The organism is Brevibacterium sp. CBA3109 (assembly GCF_040256645.1).
Classification (GTDB): Bacteria; Actinomycetota; Actinomycetes; order Actinomycetales; family Brevibacteriaceae; genus Brevibacterium; species Brevibacterium koreense.
Genome location: NZ_CP158281.1, coordinates 82,162 through 106,600 on the forward strand (window position 1 = coordinate 82,162; position 24,439 = coordinate 106,600).

The following is a 24,439-nucleotide window of genomic DNA, read 5'->3' on the forward strand; positions in this document are numbered from 1 at the left end:
GGCGACGATGACCAACGAACCTTCCATCAACGTCGATCACGACGAGGCCGGAGCCAACATCGAGCACGGTGACCACGACAACGCCTACTCGGGTCTGCTCGTCAACGACGCACACTGGGCCTTCGGCACCGACTTCGAAGACCCCCTGGCCGGCGTCGACACCACCGTCCCCTCGGGCGTCGACTCACATGAGCTCGCGGTCTACTGCCAGATGCTCGGTGACGACGCGCTGATCTTCTCCCAGCGCATCTCCGAATGGTGCTCCAAAGCGCCCGACCTCGAAGAGGACATCGCGCTGGCCAACATCGCTCTGGACCTGCTGGGCCAGTCCCGGCTCCTGCTCGCCCGGACGGCGGCCGCCGACCCGAGCCTCGTGCCGCAGCTGCCCGAGGGCTCGCCGGTGCCCGACGAAGATCGTCTCGCGTTCTTCCGTGAGGACCTGGCGTTCCGCAATGTCCGCCTCGCCGAGGTGCCCAACGGTGACTTCGCCGAGGCGGTCGCGAAGATCCTCATCTACTCCACCTGGCGTCTGGCGATCTTCGAGCGCCTGCAGTCGAGCAGGGACACCGTCCTTTCGGCCATCGCAGTCAAGGGCGTCAAGGAGATGTCCTACCACCGCGACTTCGCCGGCCGCTGGGTCCTCACCCTGGCTCGCGGCACCGAGGAATCCAAGACTCGCCTGCTCACAGCGCTCGACGGACTCTGGCCCCTGTGGGACGAACTCTTCGAGACCCACCCAGTCGAAGCCTCGGTGGCGGCCGCTGGGATCGGTGTCGATCCCGCCGAGGTGGCCGATGAGGCCGGGGTCATCCTCGACCAGGTCTTCGCCGCAGCCGGCATCGATCGCCCCGAACGGGGCGCGCTGGCCGGAGTGCGAGGACAGAAAGGTCGCGACGGACTGCACACCGAAGCACTGTCGAAGATGCTCGCCGACATGCAGGTCGTCGCCCGCCAGTACCCGGAAGGACAATGGTGACCGCAGCACTTCAGACCCGCATGTCCGGCACCCCCGCCGAGGCGCTCGATCGTGCCCGCGTCGCCGCAGCTCGCGTGAGAGACCCGGAGATGCCGATGCTCACGCTCGTCGATCTCGGCGTGCTTCGTGATGTCGCGATCGAAGACGGACGCGTCGTCACGACCATCACCCCCACCTACTCGGGATGCCCGGCGATGGCGACGATGCGTGATGACCTGCAGCGCGAACTCCAGGACGCGGGATTCGAAGGCGCCGAGGTGCGGGTGTCCCTGACACCGGCCTGGACGAGTGATTGGATCACCGAGGAAGGGCGGGCGGCGCTGAAAGGTGCTGGAATCTCCCCACCCGGGCAGGCACCGAAGCATCAGGGGCCCGTGGCTCTGACCCTGATGCCCACGAAGCGGGCGCTGACCTGCACCCTGTGCGGTTCTGCCGATGTGAAGCTGTCCTCGGAATTCGGGCCGACGGCATGCAAGGCGATGTACCAATGCCTCGACTGCCTCGAACCGTTCCAACATGTGAAGGAGATCTGAGATGACCGAAACGATCAATCAGAGCGCCGAGGCGACTGCCACGACCGAGCCCAACGATGAGACGGAGCCGACCGGCAGCTCCACCCGGTCGAGCTTCTACCCGCTGACCGTGAAGTCGGTCGACCACCTGACCGAGGACTCGGCAGCGGTGACCTTCGACGTCCCGGACGAATACGCCGAGAGCTTCGACTTCGCTGCGGGGCAGTCCCTGACCCTGCGCCGGATGATCGACGGCGGAGAACACCGCCGCTCCTACTCCATCTGCGCCCCGGCCGGCACCGATCCGCGCATCGGTGTCCGCGAGATCCCCGACGGACTCTTCTCCCAATGGCTCGTCAACGATGTCCGCCCCGGTGAGACCATCGAGGTCCAGCCGCCCAGCGGCAGCTTCCAGGCCGACCCTGACCTGGGTGGACGGCACCTGTGCATCGCAGCCGGATCCGGCATCACCCCGATGCTCTCGATCGCCAGCACCGTGCTGTCCAACCCCGACGCCTCTCTCACTTTGCTCTACGGCAACCGCACCACGAACACCGTGATGTTCGCCGAGGAGCTCGCCGACCTCAAGGACTCCCGCAACCAGCAGCTCGACCTCATCCATGTCCTCTCCCGCGAACCCCGGGAGGTCGATCTCTTCTCCGGTCGCCTCGACGAGAAGAAGCTGCGCGCGCTGCTGACCAACCTCGTGCCCATCGGCGACATGGATCACGTGTGGCTCTGCGGTCCCTTCGGCATGCTCAGCGACGCCCGCGCGGTGCTCGCGGAATTCGGTGTGCCCAAGGACAAGATCCACTTCGAGCTCTTCTACGTGGACGAACCGCCACCAGAAGTCGTCCACGCGGACAAGGTCGTCGAGGGCGCCACCAGCGACGTCACGATCGTCCTCGACGGACGACGGACCACCTCGGCGATGTCACAGGGCAAGACGATCCTCGATTCGGCGCAGGAGTCACGCTCGGACCTGCCGTTCGCCTGCAAGGGCGGAGTCTGCGGCACCTGCCGTGCCAAGGTCTGCGGCGGCGAGGTCGACATGGTGCGCAACTACGCCCTCGAAGACGCCGAGGTTCAGGAGAACTTCGTCCTCACCTGTCAGACATTCCCCGTCAGCGACGAGGTCACGGTCGACTACGACTCGTGATCGCGTCGATTCAGACTCGTGAGATCCTGGAGACACCACTACTGAGGAGACCTATGCCTGAGGCTTTCGTCCTGGATGGACTGCGCACACCCATCGGCCGCTACGGCGGAGTCCTTGCTGATCAGCGACCCGATGATCTGGTCGCGACCACGCTCAAGGCCGTCGTGGACCGGTCGGGAATCGATCCGGCGGACATCGACGAGGTGATCCTCGGCTCGGCGAACCAGGCCGGTGAGGACAACCGCAACGTCGCCCGCATGGCCGTACTGCTGGCCGGTCTGCCCGAGTCCGTTCCCGGCTTCACCGTCAACCGCCTGTGTGCCTCAGGGCTGACCGCGATCACGACTGCACGGCAGATGATCGCCGCCGGTGACGCCGATGTGGTTGTGGCCGGTGGCGTCGAATCGATGACGCGCGCACCATGGGTGACTGAGAAGCCCTCACGCGCCTGGGCGAAGCCGGGCAAGTCCTGGGACACCTCCATCGGCTGGCGCTTCACCAACCCCGCCTTCGGCGAGGACACGACCCTGTCGATGCCCCAGACCGCCGAACGTGTGGCCGAGAAATGGAAGCTCAGCCGTGAGCAGCTCGACGAATTCGCGTACAACTCGCATCGGTTGGCACTGGCCGCACAGGACGCGGGAAGATTCGATCCCGAGATCCTGTCCATCGGCGAAGCCAGCGCCGACGAAGGACCGCGTGCGGACACCACTGTGGAGAAGCTCGCCAAGCTGCGCGCCATCCACGGCCCAGGAGGGGTCATCACCGCGGGAAACTCCTCCTCCCTCAACGACGGTGCCGCCGTCGTCATCCTCGTCAGCGAGTCCTACGCGCAGAAGCATGACCTGAGCCCCAGGGCGCGCGTCGTCACCGGTGCCAGCGCCGGTGTATCCCCGGAGATCATGGGCATCGGACCTGTGCCCGCCACCCGCAAGGTCCTCGACCGTGTCGGCTGGAGCGTCGACGATCTCGAAGCCGTGGAGCTCAACGAGGCCTTCGCCTCACAGTCCCTGGCCTGCATCGGCGATCTGGGCCTGGACCCGGAGACCGTGAATGCCTTCGGTGGTGCGATTGCGCTGGGCCACCCGCTGGGCTGTTCGGGAGCACGCATCACCCTGACCCTGCTCAACCGCCTCGAGCAGGCGGATGCCAAGCGCGGACTGGCGACGATGTGCGTCGGCGTCGGCCAGGGTTCGGCACTGCTGTTGGAGCGGGTATGAGCGCGGGCGGCGGGAACTCTCCGCTCATCATCGAACGCCACGAGGATCGCGTCATCATTCGGCTCAACCGTCCCGAGGTGCGCAACGCCATCGACCAGTCCATGGTCGATGCCCTCCACGAGGTGTGTGCCGAACTCGAGGCCGATCCGAAGGTCGCCATCCTCACCGGCTCGAATGGCGTCTTCGCCGCGGGCGCCGATATCGGGCAGCTGCTGGGTCGCGGCCGCGAGGAAGCGCTGGCCGGCATCAATTCGAAGGTCTTCACCCGGATTCAGGAACTGCCGATGCCCGTCATCGCTCTTGTCGAGGGCTTTGCCCTGGGCGGCGGAGCCGAACTCGCCTTCGCCTGCGACTTCCGGATCGGGACACCTGCGACGAAGATCGGCAACCCGGAGACCGGCCTCGGCATCCTCGCCGCGGCCGGTGCTGCCTGGCGTCTGCGTGAACTTGTGGGCGAGCCCCGTGCGAAGGAGATCCTGCTGGCCGGTCGCACACTGCAGGCCGAGGAAGCGAAATCGATCGGACTGCTCAACGACGTCGTCGACCCCGAGGACCTCGAAGTCGCGGGTCAGGCTCTTGCCGACCGCATTGCGAGCTTCGCACCTCTGGCCGTGAGGCTGAGCAAATCCGCATTCCACGCCCCGCGCGAGGCGCATCCGCTCATCGACAATCTGGCCCAGGCCGTGCTGTTCGAAACCGAAGAGAAGCACACTCGCATGGAAGCTTTCCTCGCCAAACGCGAAGCGAAGAAGCGGAAGAAGGCTGAACAGAAGGGCACCCCCGAATGAGCGAGCAGACCGCACGCGAACCTGACGCCGTGCACACGCCGAACTCGACGGCGAACTCCACAGCTGGCACAAGCAGCGGCGCCCAGGTCCCGGAGACCGTCGGCGTCTACGGCGGTGGCCGGATGGGTGCGGGCATTGCCCACGCCTTCGCCAGCGCCGGAGCCCGCGTCATCATCATCGAGAACACCGAAGAGACCGTGGCCGCGGCCAAGGAGCGCGTGGACGCCTCGATCGAGAAGTCGACGTCCAAGGGGCTCGAGGTCAAGGGCAGCGTCGAAGTCGTGCGCGATCCCACCCTGCTTGACCAGGCTCTTCTCGTTGTCGAAGCCGTCCCGGAGATCGTCGAGCTCAAGCAGGAGATCCTCGCGGCCATCGCAAAGTACGCGCCGGCCGCGAGCATCGCCACGAACACGAGCGCACTCTCCATTGATGAACTCGCCGCCGCACTGCCACGACCGCAGGCGCTCATCGGTCTTCACTTCTTCAACCCCGTCCCCGTCAGCGACCTCGTCGAGGTCGTCGTCGGCACCCACACCCAGCCGGGACTCGTCGACGTGGCGAAGTCCTGGGTGGCGGGACTGGGGAAAACGGCGATCACGGTCAAGGACTCACCGGGATTCGCCTCCAGCCGCCTCGGCGTGGCTCTCGCTCTCGAAGCGGTGCGCATGGTCGATGAAGGGGTCGCCAGTGCCGAAGACATCGACTCCGCGATGACGTTGGGCTACCGCCACCCGGCGGGTCCGCTGAAGACCACGGACATCGTCGGCCTCGACGTCCGCCTCGGCATCGCCGAGCACCTCGAGGCAGAGCTGGGGCCCAGGTTTGCACCGCCACAGCTGCTTAGGGACAAGGTCGCCGCGGGTCAGCTGGGTCGAAAATCCGGCCAGGGATTCTATACTTGGTGACCAGGCAGGCACCAAGACCGCTTGGCGCACCGTCATCTGCAAAGGAGCACACGTGACCGAGATCCGACTGTCCAACCGGGGCAACATCGCAGAGATCGTCCTTGACGGCCCCGATTCCCGCAACGCCCTGAACGCCGAGAACCTGCGCGACCTCGCGGCGGCAGTGGCCAAGGTCGCCGAGGCGATCCCGAGCGTGCGCGCGCTCCTGATCAGGGGAGAGGGCAAGGTCTTCAGCTCCGGGCGCGACATCTCGGCCGTCGACGTCGAGACCGATGACGCCCACGCGTTCCTCGCCGAGGCTTTCACCCCCGTCTTCCAGTCCATCCGTGCGCTGCCGATCCCCGTGATCTCGCAAGTCCAGGGGGCCGCATTGGGGCTGGGCTTCGGTGTCGCGGCGGCTGCTGACATCATCGTCGCCGCCGACAATGCGAAGTTCGGCTCGCCGTTCGCCGCGATCGGCGCCATGCTCGACTCGGGTGCCCACCACGTGTTCCTCGATCGGGTGGGCTATCACCGGACGATGGACCTCATCATCACCGGTGATTTCCTGACCGGCGCCGAGGCGGCGGCTGCAGGCATCGTGTCCCGCGCTGTTCCAGCCGAGGAACTGTCAGAGTTCGTCGAGTCGAAGCTGGCCGCAATCGTGACCGGCCCGGCCGAGGCGTTCGCGATGGAAAAGGGCTTCGTGCAGAAACTCGCCGACGACCGCCCGACCCTGGCGCAGGTGCTTGCGGAAGAGGCCAACCTCCAGGAGACCGCACGTCGGACCCCGGACTACGCCGAAGGGTTCAAGGCCTTCCAAGAGCGCCGAGCACCGAAGTTCGACTGAGCTGCCGGTGGCACTTTGCCCGGAACGCTGAGATCACTTGCCTGGCTGGACCTCGTCGTCTTCCGGATTGGGGCATCCTGGCAGCACCAGAGCCGATGCGACTGCAACCGCAGCGATGGTCGTCAGCGGACCCGACTCCGTACCTGTAGGGGGTAGGGTGATCAATGTGATTCAGACAGAAATGAGACGTGCGGCGAAACCTCGGCGAGTCATCGCCACAGCGGCCCTGACCTTGCTGTTGGCAGGTTGTGCGACCGATGATTCGAATCCCGGAGCCGGTGACGATCAGGCGTCGACGGCAGAGTTCCTCTCCGAGCACGGATTGGACGGGATGGACGCCGTTGAAGCCATTGATCATCTTGACCGACTTGCGGTGACAGACCGCCCAAGTGATCTCATGGCATCTGTCTACCCCGATGAGCTGGTGCTGGCCGGTGAAGCGCAAGAAGTGACTCTCGACCTGCCGGAGGACAAGGCATATGTGTCGATTGCTCCGTATGTGAACACCACCCACGACTGCTTCTACCACAGCCTGACAACCTGTCGTGGAGAGCTCGGCAACGAGGAAGTTGATGTGCAGGTCACCGACAGTGCCACCGACGAACTGGTCGTTGACGAGCAGGCGATGACGTTCGACAACGGCTTCGCCGGGTTCTGGGTCCCAAGCGACATCTCAGGAACCATTGACATCACTCACGAGGGGAAGTCCGGTTCCGTCGAATTCTCGACTGCGGATTACGGGGCGACCTGCATCACCGACATTCGGCTCTCGTGATCTGAGCACTCGGCCATCAGGGCCGGGTTCAGTTCGAGGGCTTCGCCTCGGGCTCTCCCTCGACTTCGGGTCCGGCTTCTGAGTCGGCCGAGCTCTTCTGGGTTGCCTTCCAGCGTCGGAAGGTGAGAATCGTCAGCACGATGACCAGCGCCCACGATATGCCGACGGCAGTGCCCGTGAGGATGCCGGGCTCCCCGATGAAGGCCCCGACGGCCACGAGGGAAAGCTGGCCCGGCAGGGCTGAGACGACGGTGGCGATGAGGAACGTGCGGCTCTTGATGCCCAGTGCTCCGCTGCCGTAGTTGACCGGCCAGTAGGGGAAGCCGGGCATGAGACGAAGCATGCACACCGCGTAGAAGCCGCCGTTGGTCAGCCGAGATTCGATCGCTTCGGCATGATTGCCCAACAGTTTCATCACGGTCTCGCGTCCGAGGGCCCGTGAGATCCAGTAGCCCCCGTAGCAGCCGATGACCACGCCGATCATGGAGAGGAGGGTGCCGAATGGCAGGCCGAAGGCCATTCCGCCGGCGACGGCCATGATGGTCACGGGTACCGGGGTGGCGGCGACAACAGCGTAGAGCCCGACGAAGATGGCGAAGCCCCAGAAGCCAGCATCTGCGATCTGCTGCTGGAGCCTGTCCAGCGATGGCAGGTGAACGTTGAAGACCAGCCACAACCCTGCGAGCACCGCCAGGGTCAAGGCCACATTGCGCAGGATCGAACCCCACGGCACTCGCGATTCGCTGCGAGAGCTCGGATGCAGTGCGGAGTTCTGGTCTTTCGGCATGCAACGATCCTACGTGTCAGGTTCGATGGGCAATGAATCGGAGGTGCTGAGTGCGAAACGGCGGGCCGCCTAGCTCTTCCGCTTGCTCTCATGTCGTTGCATCAATCGGGCAAGGCCTGCCGGGAGACAGAGAATTCCGATGCTGAGTAAGACCATGATCGGGATCCACCAGGCGGGAAACGACTTCAGGGAAGCGGCATGGGCACCCGTACCCGCAGACAGGCCGAGGCCGAGACTTCCGAAGAGTCGTAGGACGCTCCACCCTGCCTTGTCATCGCGCACCTTCGCGGTGGTGATGTCGACGATGAGTGCGACGAGGCTGAGAAGGAAGGTGCCGACCAGGATGAACGGATAGCTCGGTGTGCGATCCGTGATGCTTCCGCCCGTGCCTGATGCGGCCACTCCCGCAGTCCACGAGGTGAGGAAGGCGAGCAGGACGACAAGGCACCACAGGACACTGACAACGATTCTGACCTTGGGCTTCTGGTGAGAGAATCCGAGGGCCGGGTCGTTGAGGCTCATGCGCGCAGAGCAGTCGTAGTAACCGCCGACCCTCAGCCGGTGAAGATCGCGACGGCCTTGATCACTGTCAGGGTCAGACCCCAGACGAGGCCGCCGACTACGACGACCGTCAAGGTCGATCCGACCGCCTTATAGGCGCCGCCGACTGGTGACTGCGGGGAGCCCTCGGCTGGGACAGTTGCTGCGGGAGTGGAATCGCTCATGGTGTCCGTCCCTTCCTTTTAGTTGTTGTCTTCGATCACGGCGGCCTGTTTGACCCTGACTGTCTCTTCGCGTTCGAAGTGCCTCTTGCTGACCGGTCGGATGAGGGCGTTGGCGATGAAGCCGATAGCCAGTGCCCCGACCATGATGTACATGCCGGGGGTGTAGAGCTCCGGGCCGGTCTTACCGGCCCTCTCGCCGGCCTCGACGACGGAGTTGACGATGAGTGGTCCGGCAACGCCGGCCGCTGACCATGCGGTGAGCAGTGCGCCGTGGATCGCGCCGACCTGGTAGACGCCGAAGAGATCCTTGAGGTAGGCCGGAACGGTGGAGAAGCCACCGCCATAGAACGAGATGATGACGAGGGTGGCGAGAATGAAGAGCACGATGGAGCTGCCGCCGAAGAGCGCGACGACCAGGTAGAGCAGGAGCCCACCGCCGAGGTAGAGCATGTAGTTGTTTTTGCGACCGAGGTAATCCGAGGTCGTCGACCAGATGAAACGACCGCCCATGTTGCCGATTGACAGAAGACCGACGAAGCCGGCTGCTGCTGCGGCAGTGATGCCGAAATAGGCCTGGATCATCGGAGCGGCATTTTCGAGGATGCCGATGCCGGCGGTGACGTTGAGGAAGAGGGCGGCCCACAGCAACCAGAACTGCGGGGTGCGAACCGCACTGCGGACAGAGACGTTGCCCGTGGTCTGCATGGGCTTGGTCGTCGCCTTGGCAGGATCGAAGCCCTTCGGTGACCACTCGGGGTGAGGGACTCGAATGACGAAGGCACCGGCGGTGATGACGACGGCATAGACGATGCCGAGGGTGATGAAGGTCGGAGTCAGGCCCGCGACGAGGTTCTCCGGTTCTGACCCGCCGCCGTACATGCTCATCAGCTGGTTCGACATCGGGCTGGCGATGAGGGCGCCGCCGCCGAAGCCCATGATGGCCAGGCCTGTGGCCAGGCCTGGACGGTCCGGGAACCACTTCATCAGCGTCGAGACCGGGGAGATGTATCCGATGCCCAGGCCGATGCCGCCGATGACACCGTAGCCCAGGTAGACGAGCCACAGCTGACCGGTCGTGATTCCCAATGACGCGATGAAGAAGCCGACCACCCAGCAGGTGCCTGCTGCGACCATGGAGGCTCGCGGTCCGTTCTTCTCCACCCAGGGACCGAAGACGGCCGAGGAGATGCCGAGCATGAGGATCGCGATTGAGAAGATCCAGCCGATCGAGACTTCACCGGCATCGAAGTGTGACATGAAGGGGATCTTGAACACGCTGAACGCGTAGACCTGCCCGATGCACAGATGGATTGCCAGGGCCGCCGGCGGGATCAGCCACCGGTTGAAGTTCTTCGGGGCGACGATCGCTGATCGCGTGAGGACGGAAGCCATGGAAGGATCCTTAGATTGGTGTGCTCTGCGTGCGGCATTCGTTGGTCGCACGTGCTGTGAGGCCGAGCGTGTCATTGCGACACGTTTCTGTTCCCACTACATATTAGAGCGCACTCAAGGATTTGGCGAGGAACACTCAGAAATTCCCCAAGAATGAGACTCGGGCCAGTGGCTGGCCGGTCAGAGGTTGATCGTGACGTCGCCCTTGTCGCGTAGCTTCTTGGCGTACTTCTGGGTCGCCTCGGTCGACTTCTGGCTCTTCACCTGCTTCTCGAGCTGCGGACGCATTTCCTCAAGTGGCGGGACTTCCTGGGCCTGCTGGCCGCTCTGCTGCGCCATCTGCTCCTGCTGGGTCTTCGCCTGCTGGTAGGCCTGGCCGATCTCTTCGCCGCTGACCTTGAACTCGCCGTATTCGTCCTTGATGAGATCTTCGATCGCCAACTGGGTCTTCAGCTCGGAATGGACTTTCTTCTCGTCCATGCCCTGCTTCTTCATGGCGGCAAGAAAGTCCTTTTTGCTCATCTGGCTCGCTTCGGCAGACTCCTTGAGTGCCTTGTCGATGTCCTTATCGGAGATCTTGATGTCACGCTTCTGGGCTTCCTGGCTGAGCAGCTTGGTGCTGACCAGGTTTTCGGCCGTCTGCGTCTTGAGCTGCTTCTCATCGACCTGCTGGCCCGACTGCTGTGACTGCATCTGCATCTGCTGGTACTGGGTCTCGTAAAGGGGGACGAAGTCATCCTTCGTGATCTTCTCACCGTTGACCTTCGCAACGACATCAGGAATGCCATCAGTGTTCGGCTTGCCGTCTTGGCCCTGGGCTTGGTCTTGCCCCTGGCCCTGACTCTGCCCAGCAGCGGCGGAGGTCTGCTCGTCCGCTGGTTTGTCCTCGGCTGAACCGCAAGCGGCGAAGGACACCACGGATACGGACAAGGCGAGGCCCAGCAGCCACTTGCTCTTCTGCACATTCACTCCTGATATCGGGGTCAGCCTGTCAGGCTAACAGTCGCGATTCATTGAAGTATGTGTGGAGGATGAAAGACGCTTGGCAAGACGAGTTGAGGCCCTTCGGCCAGGAGGCGGCCATGGGGGTGCTCAATGCTTCGGGCCTTCTTTGCGAGACCCCTATGTCGAGTCAGCGACTGCGGATAGACTCGTAAGGAATCGGGTGTGCGGTCGGTTCCCACCGGAGACCGGTTTGCGGGCGGAGGTGTCCACATATGCAATCGAAATTTCGCAGCGTGTTCCTGACCTGCGATGACGTCGAGGCGACGGCTGACTTCTACCGGGACGTCGCAGGCGTCGGATTGGAAGCCGTCAGCAGCGACGAGTACACCTACTGGATGCTGGACATCGACGGTGTCCAGATTGCTCTCCATGACGCAAAATCCTTCGCCGACTACAGCCATCCGCCCGACCCGGCGTCCAATCTCACTCATCTCTACTTTCGGGTTCCTGATCTTGAGGAGTTCCTCGACCACGTGCAGAGCGTGGGTGCACCACTTGTCGAGGTCGATGATGTGGTCGTCACGCTCGAAGACCCCGACGGCCGGAAGGTGATGTTCGGGACGGCGTGATTCTTCGAAGGCTCTCTGCCCACTCACCGCCCACCTGCAGGGCTCGCAGGCGCGTTCAAGACTGCGTGAATCACGTTATACCTGTGGGCTCGTAGGCCGAGTACACGACGCCGCTGGCGAAGGACTTCGAATCGAGCAGCCGCAGTCGAGGCGGCCTGGCGTCGTCGGGAAAGAACCCACGTCCGCGTCCCTGCCACGCCGGATAGGTGAACATGCGGTACTCATCGACGAGATCGGCTGCGATGAGCGCATGTGCCAGGGTGATGCTGCCGGTGAGGATCACGTCGCGGCCCCGTTCATCGCGTAGGGCAGCGACAGCCTGCAGCGGATCTTCGCGGATGACGGTTGTGTTCTGCCAGCCCGGTTCGGTCAGCGTCGTCGACACCACTCGCTTGTCGATCTGGTTGAGGTGGGCCGCGACCCCGGTCGTGTCATCGGTCTGCAGCGGCCAGTAGCCACGGAAGTCCTCGAAGGTCTGCCGGCCAAGCAGCAGCACTTCCTCATTGGCCGACTGCCGCATGAGTTCAGCGGACAGCTCCTCGTCCTGGGACTGCGGATCGAACCAATCATCGAGCATTTCGACCCGTCCGTCGAGGGTCATGTTCTGGGTGATGATGATTCGCATGGCTGGCTCCTCCGTCAGCGGCGGCGTGAGTGACAACGCTACGCACACCGAAGCCCGAGGTCCATGGTCTCGGGCGGCTCATGGACCTCGGGCGCTGAAGAGCGTGTCAGTCAGGCGATGGACTCGGCGTGCTCCGAGGTCTCGACGACATGCGTCTCCGGCTTGCCGGGTTTGATCAGGAGCACGACGAGGGCTCCGGCCAGTGCCGCTGCGGCTCCGATGATGAAGCAGGTGCGGAAGGCGGCCTCGTCGGGGATCGAGATCCCATTGTTCGACACGGTCTGACTTGTCAGGACGATCGCCATCACGGCACCCGCCGTGGTTGTTCCCATCGAGCGCATGAGCGCATTGACGCCGACACCGGAACCTGCCTCGGCGGCGGGGGAGTTCTCGAGGATGAGCGTCGGCATGGCGGCGTAGCCGATTCCCACTCCGGCGCAGGCGATGCAGGTCGCGATCATGAGCATCCATGGCGCTCCGGCAAGGAACACCGCGAAGACGTATCCGGCGGCGATGACCAAGGCGCCGAGTACGAGAGTCGAACGTCCGCCCAGAGTTGAGAGCAGACGACTCGAGATCGGGGTGAAGGCGAGCATCATGAGGCCGCCCGGTGCCATCCACAGTCCGGCCTGGAGCATCGTCTGTCCGAGCCCGTATCCGGTGGACTCGGGCATCTGCAGAAGCTGGGGGACGACGATGGACTGCGCCATCATGCCGAAGCCGATGAGCAGGGCCGCAATGTTCGTCAGCAGGATCGGTCGTCTGATCGTGGTGCGCAGATCGACGAGAGGATGAGTGTGATGGGCCTCGAAGAATCCCCAGCCGATGAGGACGACGAGTCCGCCGATGATCGAGAGGAGCGTCGAGGGTGCCGTCCACCCCCAGTCGTTGCCCTTGGAGACTCCCGTGAGCACACCGACGATTCCCACGGCGAGACCGACCGCGCCGAGGAAGTCGAAGCGTCCCCGATCGACCGGGGAGATCTGTGGGAGGAAGAGGTACGAGAGCACAGTCATCGCAGCCGCGAGAACCGCCGAGAGCCAGAACAGCATGTGCCAGTCGAAGGCCTGAGCGATCCAGGCGGCGATCGGAAGTCCCAGTGCCCCGCCGACTCCGAGCGTGGCGCTGATGCCGGCCACGGCGGAATTGCGCATCGCCGGTGGTGTCACCTCACGCACGAAGCTGATCGCCACCGGAATGTAGCCCATGGCGAAGCCCTGGAGGATTCGACCGATGAGCACCGGGCCGATGGTCGAGTACAGGGCACAGATGATGGATCCGGCCAACATGATGACCGCGGAGGCGACAAGGATCGGTTTGCGCCCGTAGATATCAGCAAGTCGCCCGGCTACGGGCATGGCGACACCGCCGGCGAGGAGTGTGGCCGTCACGACCCACGCCGCATTGCTTGCTGGGGTGTCCAGCAGTTGGGGGAGCTCGGGCTGGAGGGGGATCACCAGTGACTGCATGAGCGCTGCGCACAGGCTGGAGAAGCCGAGCACCATGGCGATGAGGACCGGTCGAGGAGCCGCAGGTCCGCCCTCCTGCTCGGGAGCATCAGCGGTCGTACGTGGGGAGTTCAAAGATCTGGCCTCTTCCTGTCGGAGCCGGGGAGTCGGTGAGTTCGGCGGTCATATATGTAATTTACATATTTGCGACTTATGTAGAATACATTTCTATGGACGAGCAATCAAATGCGGGACGCCGAACTGAGCGGAATCCGGGCCGATGTCGAGAAGATCACAACGGTGCGTCGGTTTCCGGAGACCGCCGGGTGGCCGATCTGATCACGCGACTCGACGCCGCCAGACGGGCCCACGGGCACCAGATGGACCTCGGCACGGCTGACCTGCGGATTTTGTGGATGTTCTCCGACGATCGGGCTCGCACACTCAAAGAGATCGCAGAGGAGCTGCGGCTCGAGCAGTCCACGGTCAATCGCCAGATCAATGCCGCGCTCAACGCGGGTCTTCTGCGCCGCGATCGTCGAGCGGGCAGCGCGGCGCACGAATTCTCTGCCTCGGCCGAAGGGGAGCGGGCCTTCGAGGCCGATGTCGAGAAGTCCATGGCTGCCTACCACTTGGGCCTCGAGGCGCTGGGTACGGACATCGACGAATTTCTCGCCGGCTTCAGTCGATTCGTCGAGGCGTATGGGCAAGCGGTTCGTCCCGTTTCCAGTGGCGAGACCGAAGAGCCGGACGCGGGCCGGACTCAGTAGAGTCGAGTCCACCACCCATACCGCCTCGAACCACCCGCATCGCCTCGAACCGCCCACATCGCCTCGGTCGGCAGGCGAGGCACTAAGCCAGCCATCACTCGAAGAGGAGAATCATGTCCATTCCCGATTTTCGCACTGAAGCTCAGGGCCTGTTGAGCAACCTCAGGGACTTGCGCCGGACTCTGCACGCCAATCCGGAGCTCGGTTTCGATCTGCCATTCACGCAAAAGACCGTCCTGGACGAACTCGCAGGGCTGGGACTCGAGATCACGACGGGGGAGTCGCTGACGTCGATCGTGGCCGTGCTCAAGGGCGGACGCCCCGGGCCCGCAGTTCTCCTGCGCGGGGACATGGATGCCCTGCCCCTGGTCGAGGACACGGGCCTCGACTTCGCGTCGACGAACGGCAATATGCACGCCTGCGGCCACGATATGCACACCGCGGGCCTTGTCGGTGCGGCCCGCCTGCTCGCCGCGCACAGGGATGAGCTGCCAGGTTCGATCGTGTTCATGTTCCAACCCGCCGAAGAGGTCGAGGGCGGTGCCGAGCCGATGATCGCCGAGGGCGTTCTCGAGGCCGCAGGCACTCCTCTCGTCGCCGCCTACGGAATTCACGTCGAGGCGGCCGAACGCGGACTATTCACGACCAGAGGCGGTCCGCTCATGGCCGGATTCGCTGATCTCAATCTCACGATCCACGGTGCCGGTGGCCATAGCTCGCAGCCGCAGTCCACCCGTGACCCGGTGCCCGCGGTCGCTGAGATCGCGCTCGCCTTGAACACGATGACGACCCGGTCTTTCGACATCTTCGACCCCGTCGTCGTCTCCGTGACTCAGCTCGAGGGCTCACAGGCCAGCAACATCATCCCGGACACCGCGAAGCTGACCGCTTCGGTGCGCTTCCTCTCTGCCGACTCCATCGCCCTGCTCCAGGAGCGCGTGCCCGAAATCGCGGAGAACATCGCCCGCGCACACCGATGCACCGCCGAGGTGGACTTCCAGGTCGGATTTCCCGTGACCGTGAACAACCCCGCCGAGACCCGCGTGGCCATCGACCGCCTCGGCGAGGTCTTCGGGGCCGACCGCGTTACGGAGATGGATTCCCCGCGGATGGGGTCCGAGGACTTCTCCTACGTGCTGGAGAAGGTGCCCGGCACGTTCGTGTTCCTCGGAGCCACCCCCGAAGGGGTCGACCCGAATGCGGAGACCAACCATTCGCCCAGGGTGGTCTTCGACGACGGGCTCCTCGGCGACCAGGCGGCGGCTCTGGCCCACCTGGCCTTTGCGCGTCTGGCGGACGAGCAGGACTGAGGGTTCTCCCGGCTGGCGGACGAGCAGGACTGAGGGTTCGCTGGGCCATCCGGTCAATGCCTTGACGCCTGAAACCCGGGCGCGGCAGCGAAACACAGGCGTGCTCGCTGCCGCGCGGCGAGGGCGCGCCGCGAGCCTCAGGCCTTGATCATGCCATGAGGGTCGAGGACGAACTTCTTGGCGACACCCGAGTCGAAGTCGGCGTAGCCCTGCGGGGCGTCATCGAGGGCGATCGGAGTAGCGTTGACGTTCTTCGCGATCGAGACCTTGTCGTTCAGGATCGCGTGCATGAGACCGCGGTTGTACTTCATGACCGGGCACTGGCCGGTGACGAAGACGTGGGACTTCGCGAAGCCGAGTCCGAAGCGCATCGACAGCGAGCCCTGCTGGGCTGCTTCGTCGGCCGCCCCCGGATCGCCGGTGACGTAGAGCCCCGGAATGCCCAGGGCGCCGCCGGCGCGGGTGATGTCCATGAGTGAGTTGAGCACGGTGGCCGGAGCCTCCGTGGCCGCATTCTTGCCATGGCCCCGAGCTTCGAAGCCGACGGCATCGATGCCGCAGTCGACCTCGGGAGTGCCGAGGATCTGCTCGATCTGATCCTTCGGGTCGCCCTTGGACACATCGACGGTCTCACAGCCGAAGGCGCGTGCCTGCGCCAGGCGGTCCTCGTTGAGGTCGCCGACGATGACGACCGATGCACCGAGGAGCTGCGCCGAGGTGGCCGCAGCGATCCCGACAGGACCTGCACCCGCGACGTAGACCGTCGACCCTATCGTGACACCTGCGCCGACCGCACCGTGGAAGCCGGTGGGGAAGATATCGGAGAGCATGGCCAGGTCGAGGATCTTCTCCATCGCCTGCTCCTTGTCCGGGAACTTCAGGACGTTCCAGTCGGCGTAGGGGACGAGGACGTATTCGGCCTGCCCGCCGACCCATCCGCCCATGTCGACATAGCCGTACGCAGACCCCGGGCGGTCGGGGTTGACGTTGAGGCAGATGCCAGTCTGGCGTTCGATGCAGTTCCGGCAGCGACCGCAGGAGATATTGAACGGCACAGAGACGAGGTCGCCGACCTTGACGAATTCGACGTCACGGCCGACTTCGACCACCTCGCCGGTGATCTCGTGGCCGAGGACGAGCCCTTCGGGTGCAGTGGTGCGACCGCGAACCATGTGCTGGTCGGAGCCGCAGATGTTCGTGGCCACGGTCTTGAGGATGACGCCGTGATCGACCTTGCGGCCGACATTGGCGGGATGGACACCGGGCCCGTCCTTGAGGACGAAGTCGGGATAGGCGGTGTCGACGACTTCGACCTTGCCGGGACCTGCGTAGCTGATTGCCTTGTTGCTCATCGTTGAGTCTCCAATCAAATGAATGTGGAAGTGGCGAACCTCAGGAGAACCGATCGGTCACCTGAAATATCAGTCTTGCATCAGACGTGACTGCAGTCTCGCCGTTGGCTCAGGCGTCTGTCAATAGCCGTCTGGGACGCCGACGGCTGCCGTCTCGAAACGTCGAGGAGCTGGTCGGTATGGGTGCCTGGAGGCCCAAGTGCACAGCTTGGAATCCCGCAGCAAACTGCCTATTCGCCGAGGCGGGTCGCCAGAATGTGCTGCGAGGTGGACTTCAGATGCCGCAGAGATTCTCTGATCAGTGGGGAGCTGCGGCTGCCCGCCCGGACCGCGGCGATGATCTTGCGGCTGAGTCGACCGGTCCCGCTCAGGCGCACACGAGTGACGTTGTCTTCTCCGGCGAGACTGACCAGCCGCGGCAGGAGACTCACGCCGACTCCGACGCCGACCAGGGCGGCCGAGGTCTCCCATTCCACGGATTCGTGGGAGATCGTCGGGGTTACGCCGGCGGCGGTGAAGGCGGCGATGAACATTGCGTGGTAGGACGATCCGGGCACGGCGGCGATCCAATCCTCGCCGGCCAGATCCGCCAGCGACACGGATTCGAGTTCCGCCACCGGATGATCGGAGGGCACCATGACGTCGAGTGGATCGTCGAGGAGATCGATCTTCTCAAACCGGGGATCGTCTTCGACCTGGACATCGCCTTGCATCGATACGACGACAGCGAGATCGATTCGTTCGGCGACGAGGAGTTCGAAGCATCGTGTCGGACTGGCTTCGATCACGTGGACCGCGGTTTCCGGGTGAGCGCTGCCCAGGTGGGCGGCAAGCGGTGCGAGCAGATTCGATGACGCCGTCGAGAAGCCGCCGATGCCGAAGTGCGACGGAGACTGGTCACCGGCGCTCAGGGACGAGGCGCGAATCTCCTCCCATTCGGCGATGAGCCTGTCGGAGCGGCGGACGAGATGCCGGCCCGTCGCGGTCAAGCGCAGTCCTCGCCCATCCTTGACCAGCAGCGTCATCCCCAACGAATGCTGGAGCTCGCGCAGCTGACCGGAGACCGCTGAAGGCGAGTACCCGGTGAGCTCGGCAGTGGCGGCGACGGTGCCGCAGGCGGCGAACGTGCGAAGCGTGATGAGACGCGGATCGATCATGCCACTATTGTGCCTTGGATCATACGAACAATCCGCACATAATCCGCCAGAATCTCGCGCTTTTCCTGCAGTGTTCGGATCGCTAATGTCGACTGTGACAGCAGCAGACATCAAGGGAGATGGAATTGACCGCAGTGAATCTGGCGCCGACGAAGAAGGGTTTCCCTGCCGGTTTCAGCGAAGAGAGACTCGATGAGATCCGTCGACTGCTCGAGACGCGACGCACCGGATTCTCTCTCGAGGCTCCGTTCTACACTGATGACCATCTCTTCACCCTCGATATGCAGGCCGTGTTCGCACAGAACTGGGTCTTCGCCTGCAGCGTCGCGGAGATTCCAGAGCCCGGAGACTACATCACCCTCGACTATGGGCCCTATTCCCTGCTCGTCCTCCGCACCGACGACGGCGGTGTCAACGTCCTCCACAACGTCTGCCGCCACCGCGGCGCCCGCGTCCTCACCGAGGCCAGCGGCACCACAGGCAACCTGGTCTGCGGATACCATTCGTGGACGTATTCACCCGATGGACAGCTCATCCACGCCTCGGCGCCGGGGGAGATGGAATTCGACAAGGCCTGCTATTCGCTCAAGCGTGCGCACGGGAAGATCGTCGCGGGCCTCGTCTTCCTGTGTCTGGCCGATGAGCCTCCCGCCGACTTCGACGACACCGCGGCGATCTTCGCCCCCTACGTCGCACCGCATGAGCTCGCGAAGACGAAGGTGGCCTATCAGCAGAACATCATCGAGGACGCGAATTGGAAACTCGTGATGGAGAACAACCGGGAGTGCTACCACTGCGATGGCCACCCGGAGCTCGCCTGCGCCCTGTTCCCGACCTGGGGTCTGACCGATGAGACGATCCCACCGCACCTCGAGGACGTCTGGGACCGCAACCAGCAGGCACAGGCCTCGCTGGAATACCGGTGCCGACGCTACGGACTGCCCTACGAAGTCATCGAGGAACTCGACACCCGCCTGGCCGGGATCCGAATCTCACGTGAATCCCTTGACGGACAGGGGGAGTCATTCTCAGCAGATGGCAGGCGCCTGTCGAAGAAGCTCCTCGGCGATCTCCCCGATTTTCGCCTTGGACGCTGCTCGATGCACCTGCAGCCCAACAGCTGGTTCCACCTCCTCGGCGATCATGTCGTGACGTTCACGGTGCTCCCGATCAATGCTCACCAGACTCAGGTGCGGACGACCTGGCTCGTCGCCGACGATGCCGTCGAAGGTGTCGACTACGACCTTGAGTCGCTGACGCACACGTGGAAGCAGACGAACCTGCAGGACAAGAACTTCGTCGAACTGTGCCAGCAGGGTGCAAGGAGTCCGTTCTACGAGCAGGGCCCCTACATGAAGAGCGAATATCAGGTCGAGGCCTTCATCAACTGGTACGTGCAGCGGATGCGGGAGCACGTGGGATGAAGCGCGTCGATGACCCGATGATTCCGCTGGCACAGCGGATCCGGGGCCTCGAAATGCCATGGAATCGGGTGCTTTCAAGCACGATAGGACCGGCTGGAGCCGCCACGGCGCTGGGGCCCTGGCACCCACAGGAATTCTGGGCGGAATGCGTGGAGACCATCCCCGAGGCGGGCGACATGATGGTCTTCGTGTTCCGCCGGATGGATGGCGCCCCGCTGGCATTCCGGTCCGGTCAGTACATCAACATCGACTTCCCCGTGCGCGGGGAGGGTGCCGAACCCGTGTCGAGGAGCTACTCGATCTCGAGCGCGCCGACAGAACCGTGGACGTTCTCCATCACGATCAAACGCGACCCGAAGGGGCTCGTCTCACCCTGGGCACACGAATCCATCAGGCCTGGCACGGTGCTCGAGATGCTCGGTCCGGTGGGAGCGTTCCACCTCGCCGACTACGACCGGCGAGCCCGTTATCTTCTGCTCGGCGCGGGGGCGGGCATCACCCCGCTCATGTCGATGGTGCGCACGATCCATTCCCTACCCGGTCAGGCCGATGTCGTTCTCCTCTATCACGGCTCCGCACCGGATCGCTTCGCCTTCTCCGAAGAGCTCGACTTCCTGGCCCGCGCCGACTTCCGCATCGAGGTCATCTACGCCCTGGGTGACCGGGCACAGGGAGACCGTTCGCAGGGGGATCGGAAGCAGAAGGACGAGTCGGCAGGCGCTGCCAGCACTTGGGCGGGAAAGACCGGTCGCCTCTCGACCGCTCTTCTCGAGGAGGTCGTGCCCGATGCCAACGGGCGGCAGGTGTTCGCATGTGGCCCCGAGGGCTACCTCAACACCGCCACGGACTGTCTGCGCGAGGTCGGCGTGGATGACACCTCGGTGTTCATGGAGTTCTTCTCCGGTGACCGTGCGACCAGACTCGAATACGCCGAGGAGGTCGCCCTGGCAGGGGAGATCGCCGAGGAGATCGCGTCCTCGACCGAGGAATACTACGAACAGCAGCCGGCGGCCCTGGAGATGTACGAACCGGAGTACACCGCCGACGGACCTGTCGAAGTCACCGGCGCTCCGGTGGAGGCCGTCGACGCCCTGGCAGAGGTTCCCGTCGAACCGGAGATCGACCTGATCGTGCCCGACGCCGAAGGTGTTGTGTCGACTGGTGCGGGCACCGAAACCGAGCCGACAACCGCCTCGGCGGGGGAGGTCACGGAGGCGGATGTCGCCCCAAGTGACGAAGCCACGGTCATTGACCCGACGACCTTCGCTACGGTGGGCGAAGGAGAGCTGACGATGGCTTTCGTGCGCAGCGGGATCAACGTCCGAGTCGCTTCGGACAAATTCGTCCTCGATGCGGCCCGGCGAGCGGGAGTGAAGATCGGGGCGAACTGCCAGGAGGGCATGTGTGGCTCCTGCAAGGTCGTCAAGCTCGACGGGGAGGTTGATATGAACCACCAGGGCGGCATCCGCGCACGTGAGATCGACGCCGGGAAGTTCCTGCCCTGCTGTTCGACCGCGTTGAGCGACCTGGTCATCGACGCCTGAGACGACGGGCCGGGCGGACTGCCCACTCCGATTGCACCATCGCCACCAGCGTCACTTTCGCACGCACCCCAGATTTCAGCTGCAACACAAAGGAGTACACAGTGCCGAATTCCTCACCCCGAGTCGTCATCATCGGAGCCGGCATCGTCGGAGCCAACCTCGCAGACGAACTCGCCCAGCTGGGCTGGACCAACACGCTTGTGCTCGAACAGGGTCCGCTGACCATTCCCGGTGGGTCGACCTCGCACGCACCCGGTCTCGTCTTCTCCTCGAACGGGTCGAAGTCGATGACCGAGTTCGCCCAGTACACGATCGAGAAGCTGACCTCGTTGACCGGACCTGACGGTCGCGGGTCGTTCCTGCCCGTCGGTGGCCTGGAGATCGCCACCCAGCCTGATCGGCTCCAGGACCTGCACCGTCGTGCCGGATGGAACCGTTCCTGGGGTGTCGATGCCGAGATGGTCGACGCGCAGGAGTGCCTGCGGCTGTTCCCGATGCTGAATCCCGACAAGGTCCTCGGCGGTCTGCTCACCCCCGGCGACGGGTTGGCGCTCGCCGCCCGTGGCACCCAGCTGGTCATGGACCGGGCCCGGGCCGCCGGGGTCGAATTCCGCGACCGCACCACCGTCACCGGCATCGAACAGTCCGGTGGCAAGGTCACCGCGGTGCTTGCCGGAGACGACCGGTTCCCGGCAGACTTCGTGGTCTCCTGTGCCGGCTTCTGGGGGCCGAACATCGGTGAGATGGTCGGCACGAGGATCCCGCTGCTGCCGCTGGGCCACCAGTTCGCCTGGACCACCGAGGTGCCGAGCCTCGCTGGCAAGAACGAGCAGCCCGCAGGTGCCTCGGCGCCCATCCTGCGCTACCAGGACAAGGACCTCTACTACCGCGAATGGGGCGATCGAATCGGCATCGGCTCCTACGCCCACCGGCCGATGCCCGTCGACCTCGATACTCTGCGCAGCTACTCGCCCGATGAGATCACCGAGGAGGTCATGCCTTCGAGCCTGGAATTCACCCCCGAAGACTTCGCTCGCGAGTGGGAGGCCACCCAGGAACTGCTGCCCGAGCTGCGCCAGACGCAGGTTCAGCGCGGCTTCAACGGCATCTTCTCCTTCACCCCGGACGGCGGGTCACTCGTGGGCCAGTCTCGAGAGGTCGACGGGTTCTTCGTCGCCGAGGCGGTCTGGGTCACCCACGGTGCCGGCATCGCGAAGGCCGTGGCCGAACTCCTCTGTCTCGGCCGCTCGAACACCGACCTGTCCGGCATCGACCTCAACCGCTTCGAGGACGCACTCACGACCCCCGAATACGTCAGTGAGACCTCGCAGCAGAATTTTGTCGAGATCTACGATGTCATCCACCCGCTGCAACCACGCGTGTCACCTCGGGATCTGAGGCTGAGTCCATTCAACGACCGGCAGAAGACCCTCGGCGCATTCTTCCTCGAGACGAACGGGTGGGAGCGCCCGCACTGGTACGAAGCCAATGCTGCTCTATTGGGTGAGGTGCCCGAAGAGTGGAAGGCGCCTGCACGTGAAGGGTGGGCTGACATGTTCCATTCGCCCATCGCGGCGGTCGAAGCCTGGAAGACCCGGACGAACGTGGCCATGTACGACATGACCGCGCTCAAACGCTTCGAGGTCAAGGGCCCAGGCGCTGGCGAACTGCTGCACGGGCTGACCACCTCGTCGATGCTGCGCAAGCCGGGTGCGGTCAGCTACACACTGCTGCTCGATGAGGAGGGCGGCATCACCAGTGACATCACCGTCGCAATCCTCGACGAGGAGACCTACCAGGTGGGGGCGAACTCCAACATCGACTTCGCCACCATCACCCGAGCGGCCAAACACCAGTCTGCGGCGGATCCGAGCAAGTGGGCCACAGTGCGGGAGACGACTTCGGGGACCTGCTGCATCGGACTCTGGGGGCCGCTCGCCCGTGAGGTGATGTCGCAGGTCAGCGACGATGACCTCAGCAATGACGGGCTCAAGTACTTCCGGACGAAGCCGATCACCATCGGCGGCATCCCCGTCACAGCGATGCGCCTGTCCTACGTCGGCGAGCTCGGCTGGGAGCTCTACACCTCGGCGGACCTGGGACACCGGCTCTGGGACGTGCTGTGGGAGGCCGGACAGGAATTCGGGCTCATCGCAGCCGGACGGGAGGCCTTCAACTCACTGCGTCTGGAGAAGGGATTCCGTTCCTTCGGTTCCGATATGACCAGCGAGCACGAACCCGTGCAGGCAGGGCTCGGCTTCGCGGTCAAGGCTTCGAAGACCGATGACTTCCGCGGGAAGGCTGCGCTTGAGGCGCGGGCCGCGGCGGCGACAACGAAGCTGACGTGTCTGACGCTCGACTGTCGGGAAGACGTGGTGTTGGGCAGTGAGCCGGTGTATGTGACCGGGGTTGTGGCTGCTGCGAACGGGTCCGGGAAGGCCGACGGCTATGTCACCTCGGCGGCCTATGGCTACTCGATCGGGCAGACCATCGCCTACGCCTGGTTGCCGAACTCACTGTCTGTCGGTGACGGCGTCGAGATCGAATACCTAGGGCGCAGACTCCCGGCGACGGTCACCGCCGAACCGATCTTCGACCCGGAGATGACGCGGCTGAAAGGGTGAGGGACGCAGCGACAAGGCACCAGGCCCAGCGCCAGTTTCTGGATTGGGTGCGTGCACCGTGACCCGCTGTTGAGACAATCAAGACATGAAGCCGGATCCCACCGACCTGACACTGCCAGAGCGTGACCGACAGGAATTGATCACATGGTCGGTGGCATGTGCTGAGCGGCTGCTGCCTGTGTTCTCTGCTGATCGTCCGGACGATTGGCGACCGAGGGAGGCTCTCGACGGAGCACTGCAGTTCGCGGAGGGACAAATGACTGTGGGGCAAATTCGAAAGCTCGCCTTCGGCTGCCATGCGGCCGCACGAGAGGCCTCGGAATATGCGAGTACAGCAGTTGCGCGTGCCTGCGGTCAGGCGGTGGCGGTGGCACATATGGCAGGTCATAGCCGGGAGTTGGTGCGCTATACGAAGAAGGCGCTCGCAGGTAGCGAACTGGCACGCGAACTCGAATGGCAGAAGGCCCATGTACCTGGTCGATTCCGCGAATACGTGTACCCCGACGCTGACGGCTGACGGCTGAGGGTATCGTCCACTCCTCG

Annotated in this window: 24 protein-coding genes; 15 read left to right on the forward strand and 9 right to left on the reverse strand. The window is 64.2% G+C overall.

Annotation, left to right across the window (positions count from 1 at the left end; all coding sequences use genetic code 11):
* Positions 1-7 precede the first annotated feature (7 nt).
* The 8 genes from paaC to AAFP32_RS00390 all read left to right on the forward strand — a co-directional run bounded on the left by paaC (position 8) and on the right by AAFP32_RS00390 (position 7,164).
* Complete coding sequence (gene paaC / locus AAFP32_RS00355; protein WP_350270127.1) at positions 8-976, forward strand: 1,2-phenylacetyl-CoA epoxidase subunit PaaC; 969 nt, start codon at positions 8-10, stop codon at positions 974-976.
* Positions 970-1,509: a 1,2-phenylacetyl-CoA epoxidase subunit PaaD gene (gene paaD / locus AAFP32_RS00360; RefSeq protein WP_350270128.1), complete on the forward strand. Its 540-nt coding sequence runs from the start codon at positions 970-972 to the stop codon at positions 1,507-1,509. The genes paaC and paaD overlap by 7 nt, the downstream gene beginning before the upstream one ends.
* 1 nt (position 1,510) lies before the next feature.
* Positions 1,511-2,647, forward strand: a complete 1,137-nt coding sequence (gene paaE, locus AAFP32_RS00365; protein WP_350270129.1) for a 1,2-phenylacetyl-CoA epoxidase subunit PaaE — start codon at positions 1,511-1,513, stop codon at positions 2,645-2,647.
* 53 nt (positions 2,648-2,700) lie between these two features.
* Entirely contained in the window at positions 2,701-3,867 is a 1,167-nt protein-coding gene (locus tag AAFP32_RS00370) for a thiolase family protein (RefSeq protein ID WP_101619008.1), read from the forward strand.
* Positions 3,864-4,655, forward strand: a complete 792-nt coding sequence (locus tag AAFP32_RS00375; protein WP_350270130.1) for an enoyl-CoA hydratase/isomerase family protein — start codon at positions 3,864-3,866, stop codon at positions 4,653-4,655. The genes AAFP32_RS00370 and AAFP32_RS00375 overlap by 4 nt, the downstream gene beginning before the upstream one ends.
* Positions 4,652-5,560, forward strand: a complete 909-nt coding sequence (locus AAFP32_RS00380; protein WP_350270131.1) for a 3-hydroxyacyl-CoA dehydrogenase family protein — start codon at positions 4,652-4,654, stop codon at positions 5,558-5,560. Before AAFP32_RS00375 ends, AAFP32_RS00380 begins: the two co-directional genes overlap by 4 nt.
* Positions 5,561-5,612: 52 nt before the next feature.
* Positions 5,613-6,389, forward strand: coding sequence for an enoyl-CoA hydratase/isomerase family protein (locus AAFP32_RS00385; protein WP_350270132.1), 777 nt, complete (start codon positions 5,613-5,615; stop codon positions 6,387-6,389).
* 166 nt (positions 6,390-6,555) lie between these two features.
* Positions 6,556-7,164 carry a CueP family metal-binding protein gene (locus tag AAFP32_RS00390; protein WP_350270133.1) on the forward strand — a complete coding sequence of 203 codons (609 nt, stop codon included), beginning with the start codon at positions 6,556-6,558 and terminating at the stop codon, positions 7,162-7,164.
* A 28-nt stretch (positions 7,165-7,192) separates the two neighbouring features.
* Here AAFP32_RS00390 and AAFP32_RS00395 read toward each other — a convergent pair whose 3' ends face one another.
* From AAFP32_RS00395 to AAFP32_RS00415, 5 genes are all read right to left on the reverse strand, one after another.
* Entirely contained in the window at positions 7,193-7,951 is a 759-nt protein-coding gene (locus AAFP32_RS00395) for a TVP38/TMEM64 family protein (RefSeq protein ID WP_350270134.1), read from the reverse strand.
* Positions 7,952-8,020: 69 nt separating this feature from the next.
* Complete coding sequence (locus AAFP32_RS00400; protein ID WP_350270135.1) at positions 8,021-8,473, reverse strand: hypothetical protein; 453 nt, start codon at positions 8,471-8,473, stop codon at positions 8,021-8,023.
* Between the two features lie 32 nt (positions 8,474-8,505).
* On the reverse strand, positions 8,506-8,676 hold the full coding sequence (locus AAFP32_RS00405; protein WP_350270136.1) for a hypothetical protein: 171 nt from the start codon (positions 8,674-8,676) through the stop codon (positions 8,506-8,508).
* A gap of 18 nt (positions 8,677-8,694) precedes the next feature.
* A complete protein-coding gene (locus AAFP32_RS00410; protein ID WP_350270137.1) occupies positions 8,695-10,068 on the reverse strand; it encodes an L-lactate MFS transporter in 1,374 nt (457 codons plus the stop codon).
* Positions 10,069-10,248: 180 nt separating this feature from the next.
* Positions 10,249-11,031, reverse strand: a complete 783-nt coding sequence (locus tag AAFP32_RS00415; RefSeq protein WP_350270138.1) for a SurA N-terminal domain-containing protein — start codon at positions 11,029-11,031, stop codon at positions 10,249-10,251.
* Between the two features lie 254 nt (positions 11,032-11,285).
* On the opposite strand from AAFP32_RS00415, the gene AAFP32_RS00420 reads away from it, so the two are divergent.
* Positions 11,286-11,642: a VOC family protein gene (locus AAFP32_RS00420; protein ID WP_350270139.1), complete on the forward strand. Its 357-nt coding sequence runs from the start codon at positions 11,286-11,288 to the stop codon at positions 11,640-11,642.
* Positions 11,643-11,712: 70 nt separating this feature from the next.
* Here AAFP32_RS00420 and AAFP32_RS00425 read toward each other — a convergent pair whose 3' ends face one another.
* Both AAFP32_RS00425 and AAFP32_RS00430 read right to left on the reverse strand, forming a co-directional pair.
* Positions 11,713-12,267: a dihydrofolate reductase family protein gene (locus AAFP32_RS00425; protein WP_350270140.1), complete on the reverse strand. Its 555-nt coding sequence runs from the start codon at positions 12,265-12,267 to the stop codon at positions 11,713-11,715.
* Between the two features lie 110 nt (positions 12,268-12,377).
* Entirely contained in the window at positions 12,378-13,850 is a 1,473-nt protein-coding gene (locus AAFP32_RS00430) for an MFS transporter (protein ID WP_350270141.1), read from the reverse strand.
* 191 nt (positions 13,851-14,041) lie between these two features.
* Between AAFP32_RS00430 and AAFP32_RS00435 the strand changes: the two genes are divergently transcribed.
* Both AAFP32_RS00435 and AAFP32_RS00440 read left to right on the forward strand, forming a co-directional pair.
* Positions 14,042-14,485: a helix-turn-helix domain-containing protein gene (locus tag AAFP32_RS00435; protein ID WP_350270142.1), complete on the forward strand. Its 444-nt coding sequence runs from the start codon at positions 14,042-14,044 to the stop codon at positions 14,483-14,485.
* A 113-nt stretch (positions 14,486-14,598) separates the two neighbouring features.
* Positions 14,599-15,795 (forward strand): M20 family metallopeptidase, encoded by a 1,197-nt coding sequence (locus AAFP32_RS00440; protein WP_350270143.1) that lies wholly within the window; start codon positions 14,599-14,601, stop codon positions 15,793-15,795.
* A 137-nt stretch (positions 15,796-15,932) separates the two neighbouring features.
* On the opposite strand, the gene fdhA is transcribed toward AAFP32_RS00440, so the two are convergent.
* Together fdhA and AAFP32_RS00450 are read right to left on the reverse strand one after the other, a co-directional pair.
* Entirely contained in the window at positions 15,933-17,147 is a 1,215-nt protein-coding gene (gene fdhA, locus AAFP32_RS00445) for a formaldehyde dehydrogenase, glutathione-independent (protein ID WP_350270144.1), read from the reverse strand.
* 230 nt (positions 17,148-17,377) lie between these two features.
* Entirely contained in the window at positions 17,378-18,304 is a 927-nt protein-coding gene (locus tag AAFP32_RS00450; RefSeq protein WP_350270145.1) for a LysR family transcriptional regulator, read from the reverse strand.
* 125 nt (positions 18,305-18,429) lie between these two features.
* Here AAFP32_RS00450 and AAFP32_RS00455 point away from each other — a divergent pair, with 125 nt between their 5' ends.
* The 4 genes from AAFP32_RS00455 (at position 18,430) to AAFP32_RS00470 (ending at position 24,413) form a co-directional block, all read left to right on the forward strand.
* A complete protein-coding gene (locus AAFP32_RS00455; protein WP_420883376.1) occupies positions 18,430-19,728 on the forward strand; it encodes an aromatic ring-hydroxylating oxygenase subunit alpha in 1,299 nt (432 codons plus the stop codon).
* Positions 19,725-21,272: an iron-sulfur cluster-binding domain-containing protein gene (locus tag AAFP32_RS00460; RefSeq protein WP_350270147.1), complete on the forward strand. Its 1,548-nt coding sequence runs from the start codon at positions 19,725-19,727 to the stop codon at positions 21,270-21,272. Before AAFP32_RS00455 ends, AAFP32_RS00460 begins: the two co-directional genes overlap by 4 nt.
* Before the next feature lie 101 nt (positions 21,273-21,373).
* Positions 21,374-23,896, forward strand: a complete 2,523-nt coding sequence (locus AAFP32_RS00465; protein WP_350270148.1) for a GcvT family protein — start codon at positions 21,374-21,376, stop codon at positions 23,894-23,896.
* Between the two features lie 85 nt (positions 23,897-23,981).
* Complete coding sequence (locus AAFP32_RS00470; RefSeq protein ID WP_350270149.1) at positions 23,982-24,413, forward strand: putative immunity protein; 432 nt, start codon at positions 23,982-23,984, stop codon at positions 24,411-24,413.
* Positions 24,414-24,439: the final 26 nt, after the last annotated feature.

Excerpts from the sequence above, each read along its gene's own strand:
- AAFP32_RS00375 (WP_350270130.1), top strand. The coding sequence starts at position 3,864 with ATGAGCGCGGGCGGCGGGAACTCTCCGCTCATCATCGAACGCCACGAG.
- paaD (WP_350270128.1), top strand. The coding sequence starts at position 970 with ATGGTGACCGCAGCACTTCAGACCCGCATGTCCGGCACCCCCGCCGAG.
- AAFP32_RS00410 (WP_350270137.1), bottom strand. The coding sequence starts at position 10,068 with ATGGCTTCCGTCCTCACGCGATCAGCGATCGTCGCCCCGAAGAACTTC.
- fdhA (WP_350270144.1), bottom strand. The coding sequence starts at position 17,147 with ATGAGCAACAAGGCAATCAGCTACGCAGGTCCCGGCAAGGTCGAAGTC.
- paaC (WP_350270127.1), top strand. The coding sequence starts at position 8 with ATGACCAACGAACCTTCCATCAACGTCGATCACGACGAGGCCGGAGCC.
- AAFP32_RS00425 (WP_350270140.1), bottom strand. The coding sequence starts at position 12,267 with ATGCGAATCATCATCACCCAGAACATGACCCTCGACGGACGGGTCGAA.
- AAFP32_RS00470 (WP_350270149.1), top strand. The coding sequence starts at position 23,982 with ATGAAGCCGGATCCCACCGACCTGACACTGCCAGAGCGTGACCGACAG.
- AAFP32_RS00405 (WP_350270136.1), bottom strand. The coding sequence starts at position 8,676 with ATGAGCGATTCCACTCCCGCAGCAACTGTCCCAGCCGAGGGCTCCCCG.
- paaE (WP_350270129.1), top strand. The coding sequence starts at position 1,511 with ATGACCGAAACGATCAATCAGAGCGCCGAGGCGACTGCCACGACCGAG.
- AAFP32_RS00420 (WP_350270139.1), top strand. The coding sequence starts at position 11,286 with ATGCAATCGAAATTTCGCAGCGTGTTCCTGACCTGCGATGACGTCGAG.
- AAFP32_RS00370 (WP_101619008.1), top strand. The coding sequence starts at position 2,701 with ATGCCTGAGGCTTTCGTCCTGGATGGACTGCGCACACCCATCGGCCGC.
- AAFP32_RS00395 (WP_350270134.1), bottom strand. The coding sequence starts at position 7,951 with ATGCCGAAAGACCAGAACTCCGCACTGCATCCGAGCTCTCGCAGCGAA.
- AAFP32_RS00450 (WP_350270145.1), bottom strand. The coding sequence starts at position 18,304 with ATGATCGATCCGCGTCTCATCACGCTTCGCACGTTCGCCGCCTGCGGC.
- AAFP32_RS00460 (WP_350270147.1), top strand. The coding sequence starts at position 19,725 with ATGAAGCGCGTCGATGACCCGATGATTCCGCTGGCACAGCGGATCCGG.
- AAFP32_RS00440 (WP_350270143.1), top strand. The coding sequence starts at position 14,599 with ATGTCCATTCCCGATTTTCGCACTGAAGCTCAGGGCCTGTTGAGCAAC.
- AAFP32_RS00380 (WP_350270131.1), top strand. The coding sequence starts at position 4,652 with ATGAGCGAGCAGACCGCACGCGAACCTGACGCCGTGCACACGCCGAAC.
- AAFP32_RS00400 (WP_350270135.1), bottom strand. The coding sequence starts at position 8,473 with ATGAGCCTCAACGACCCGGCCCTCGGATTCTCTCACCAGAAGCCCAAG.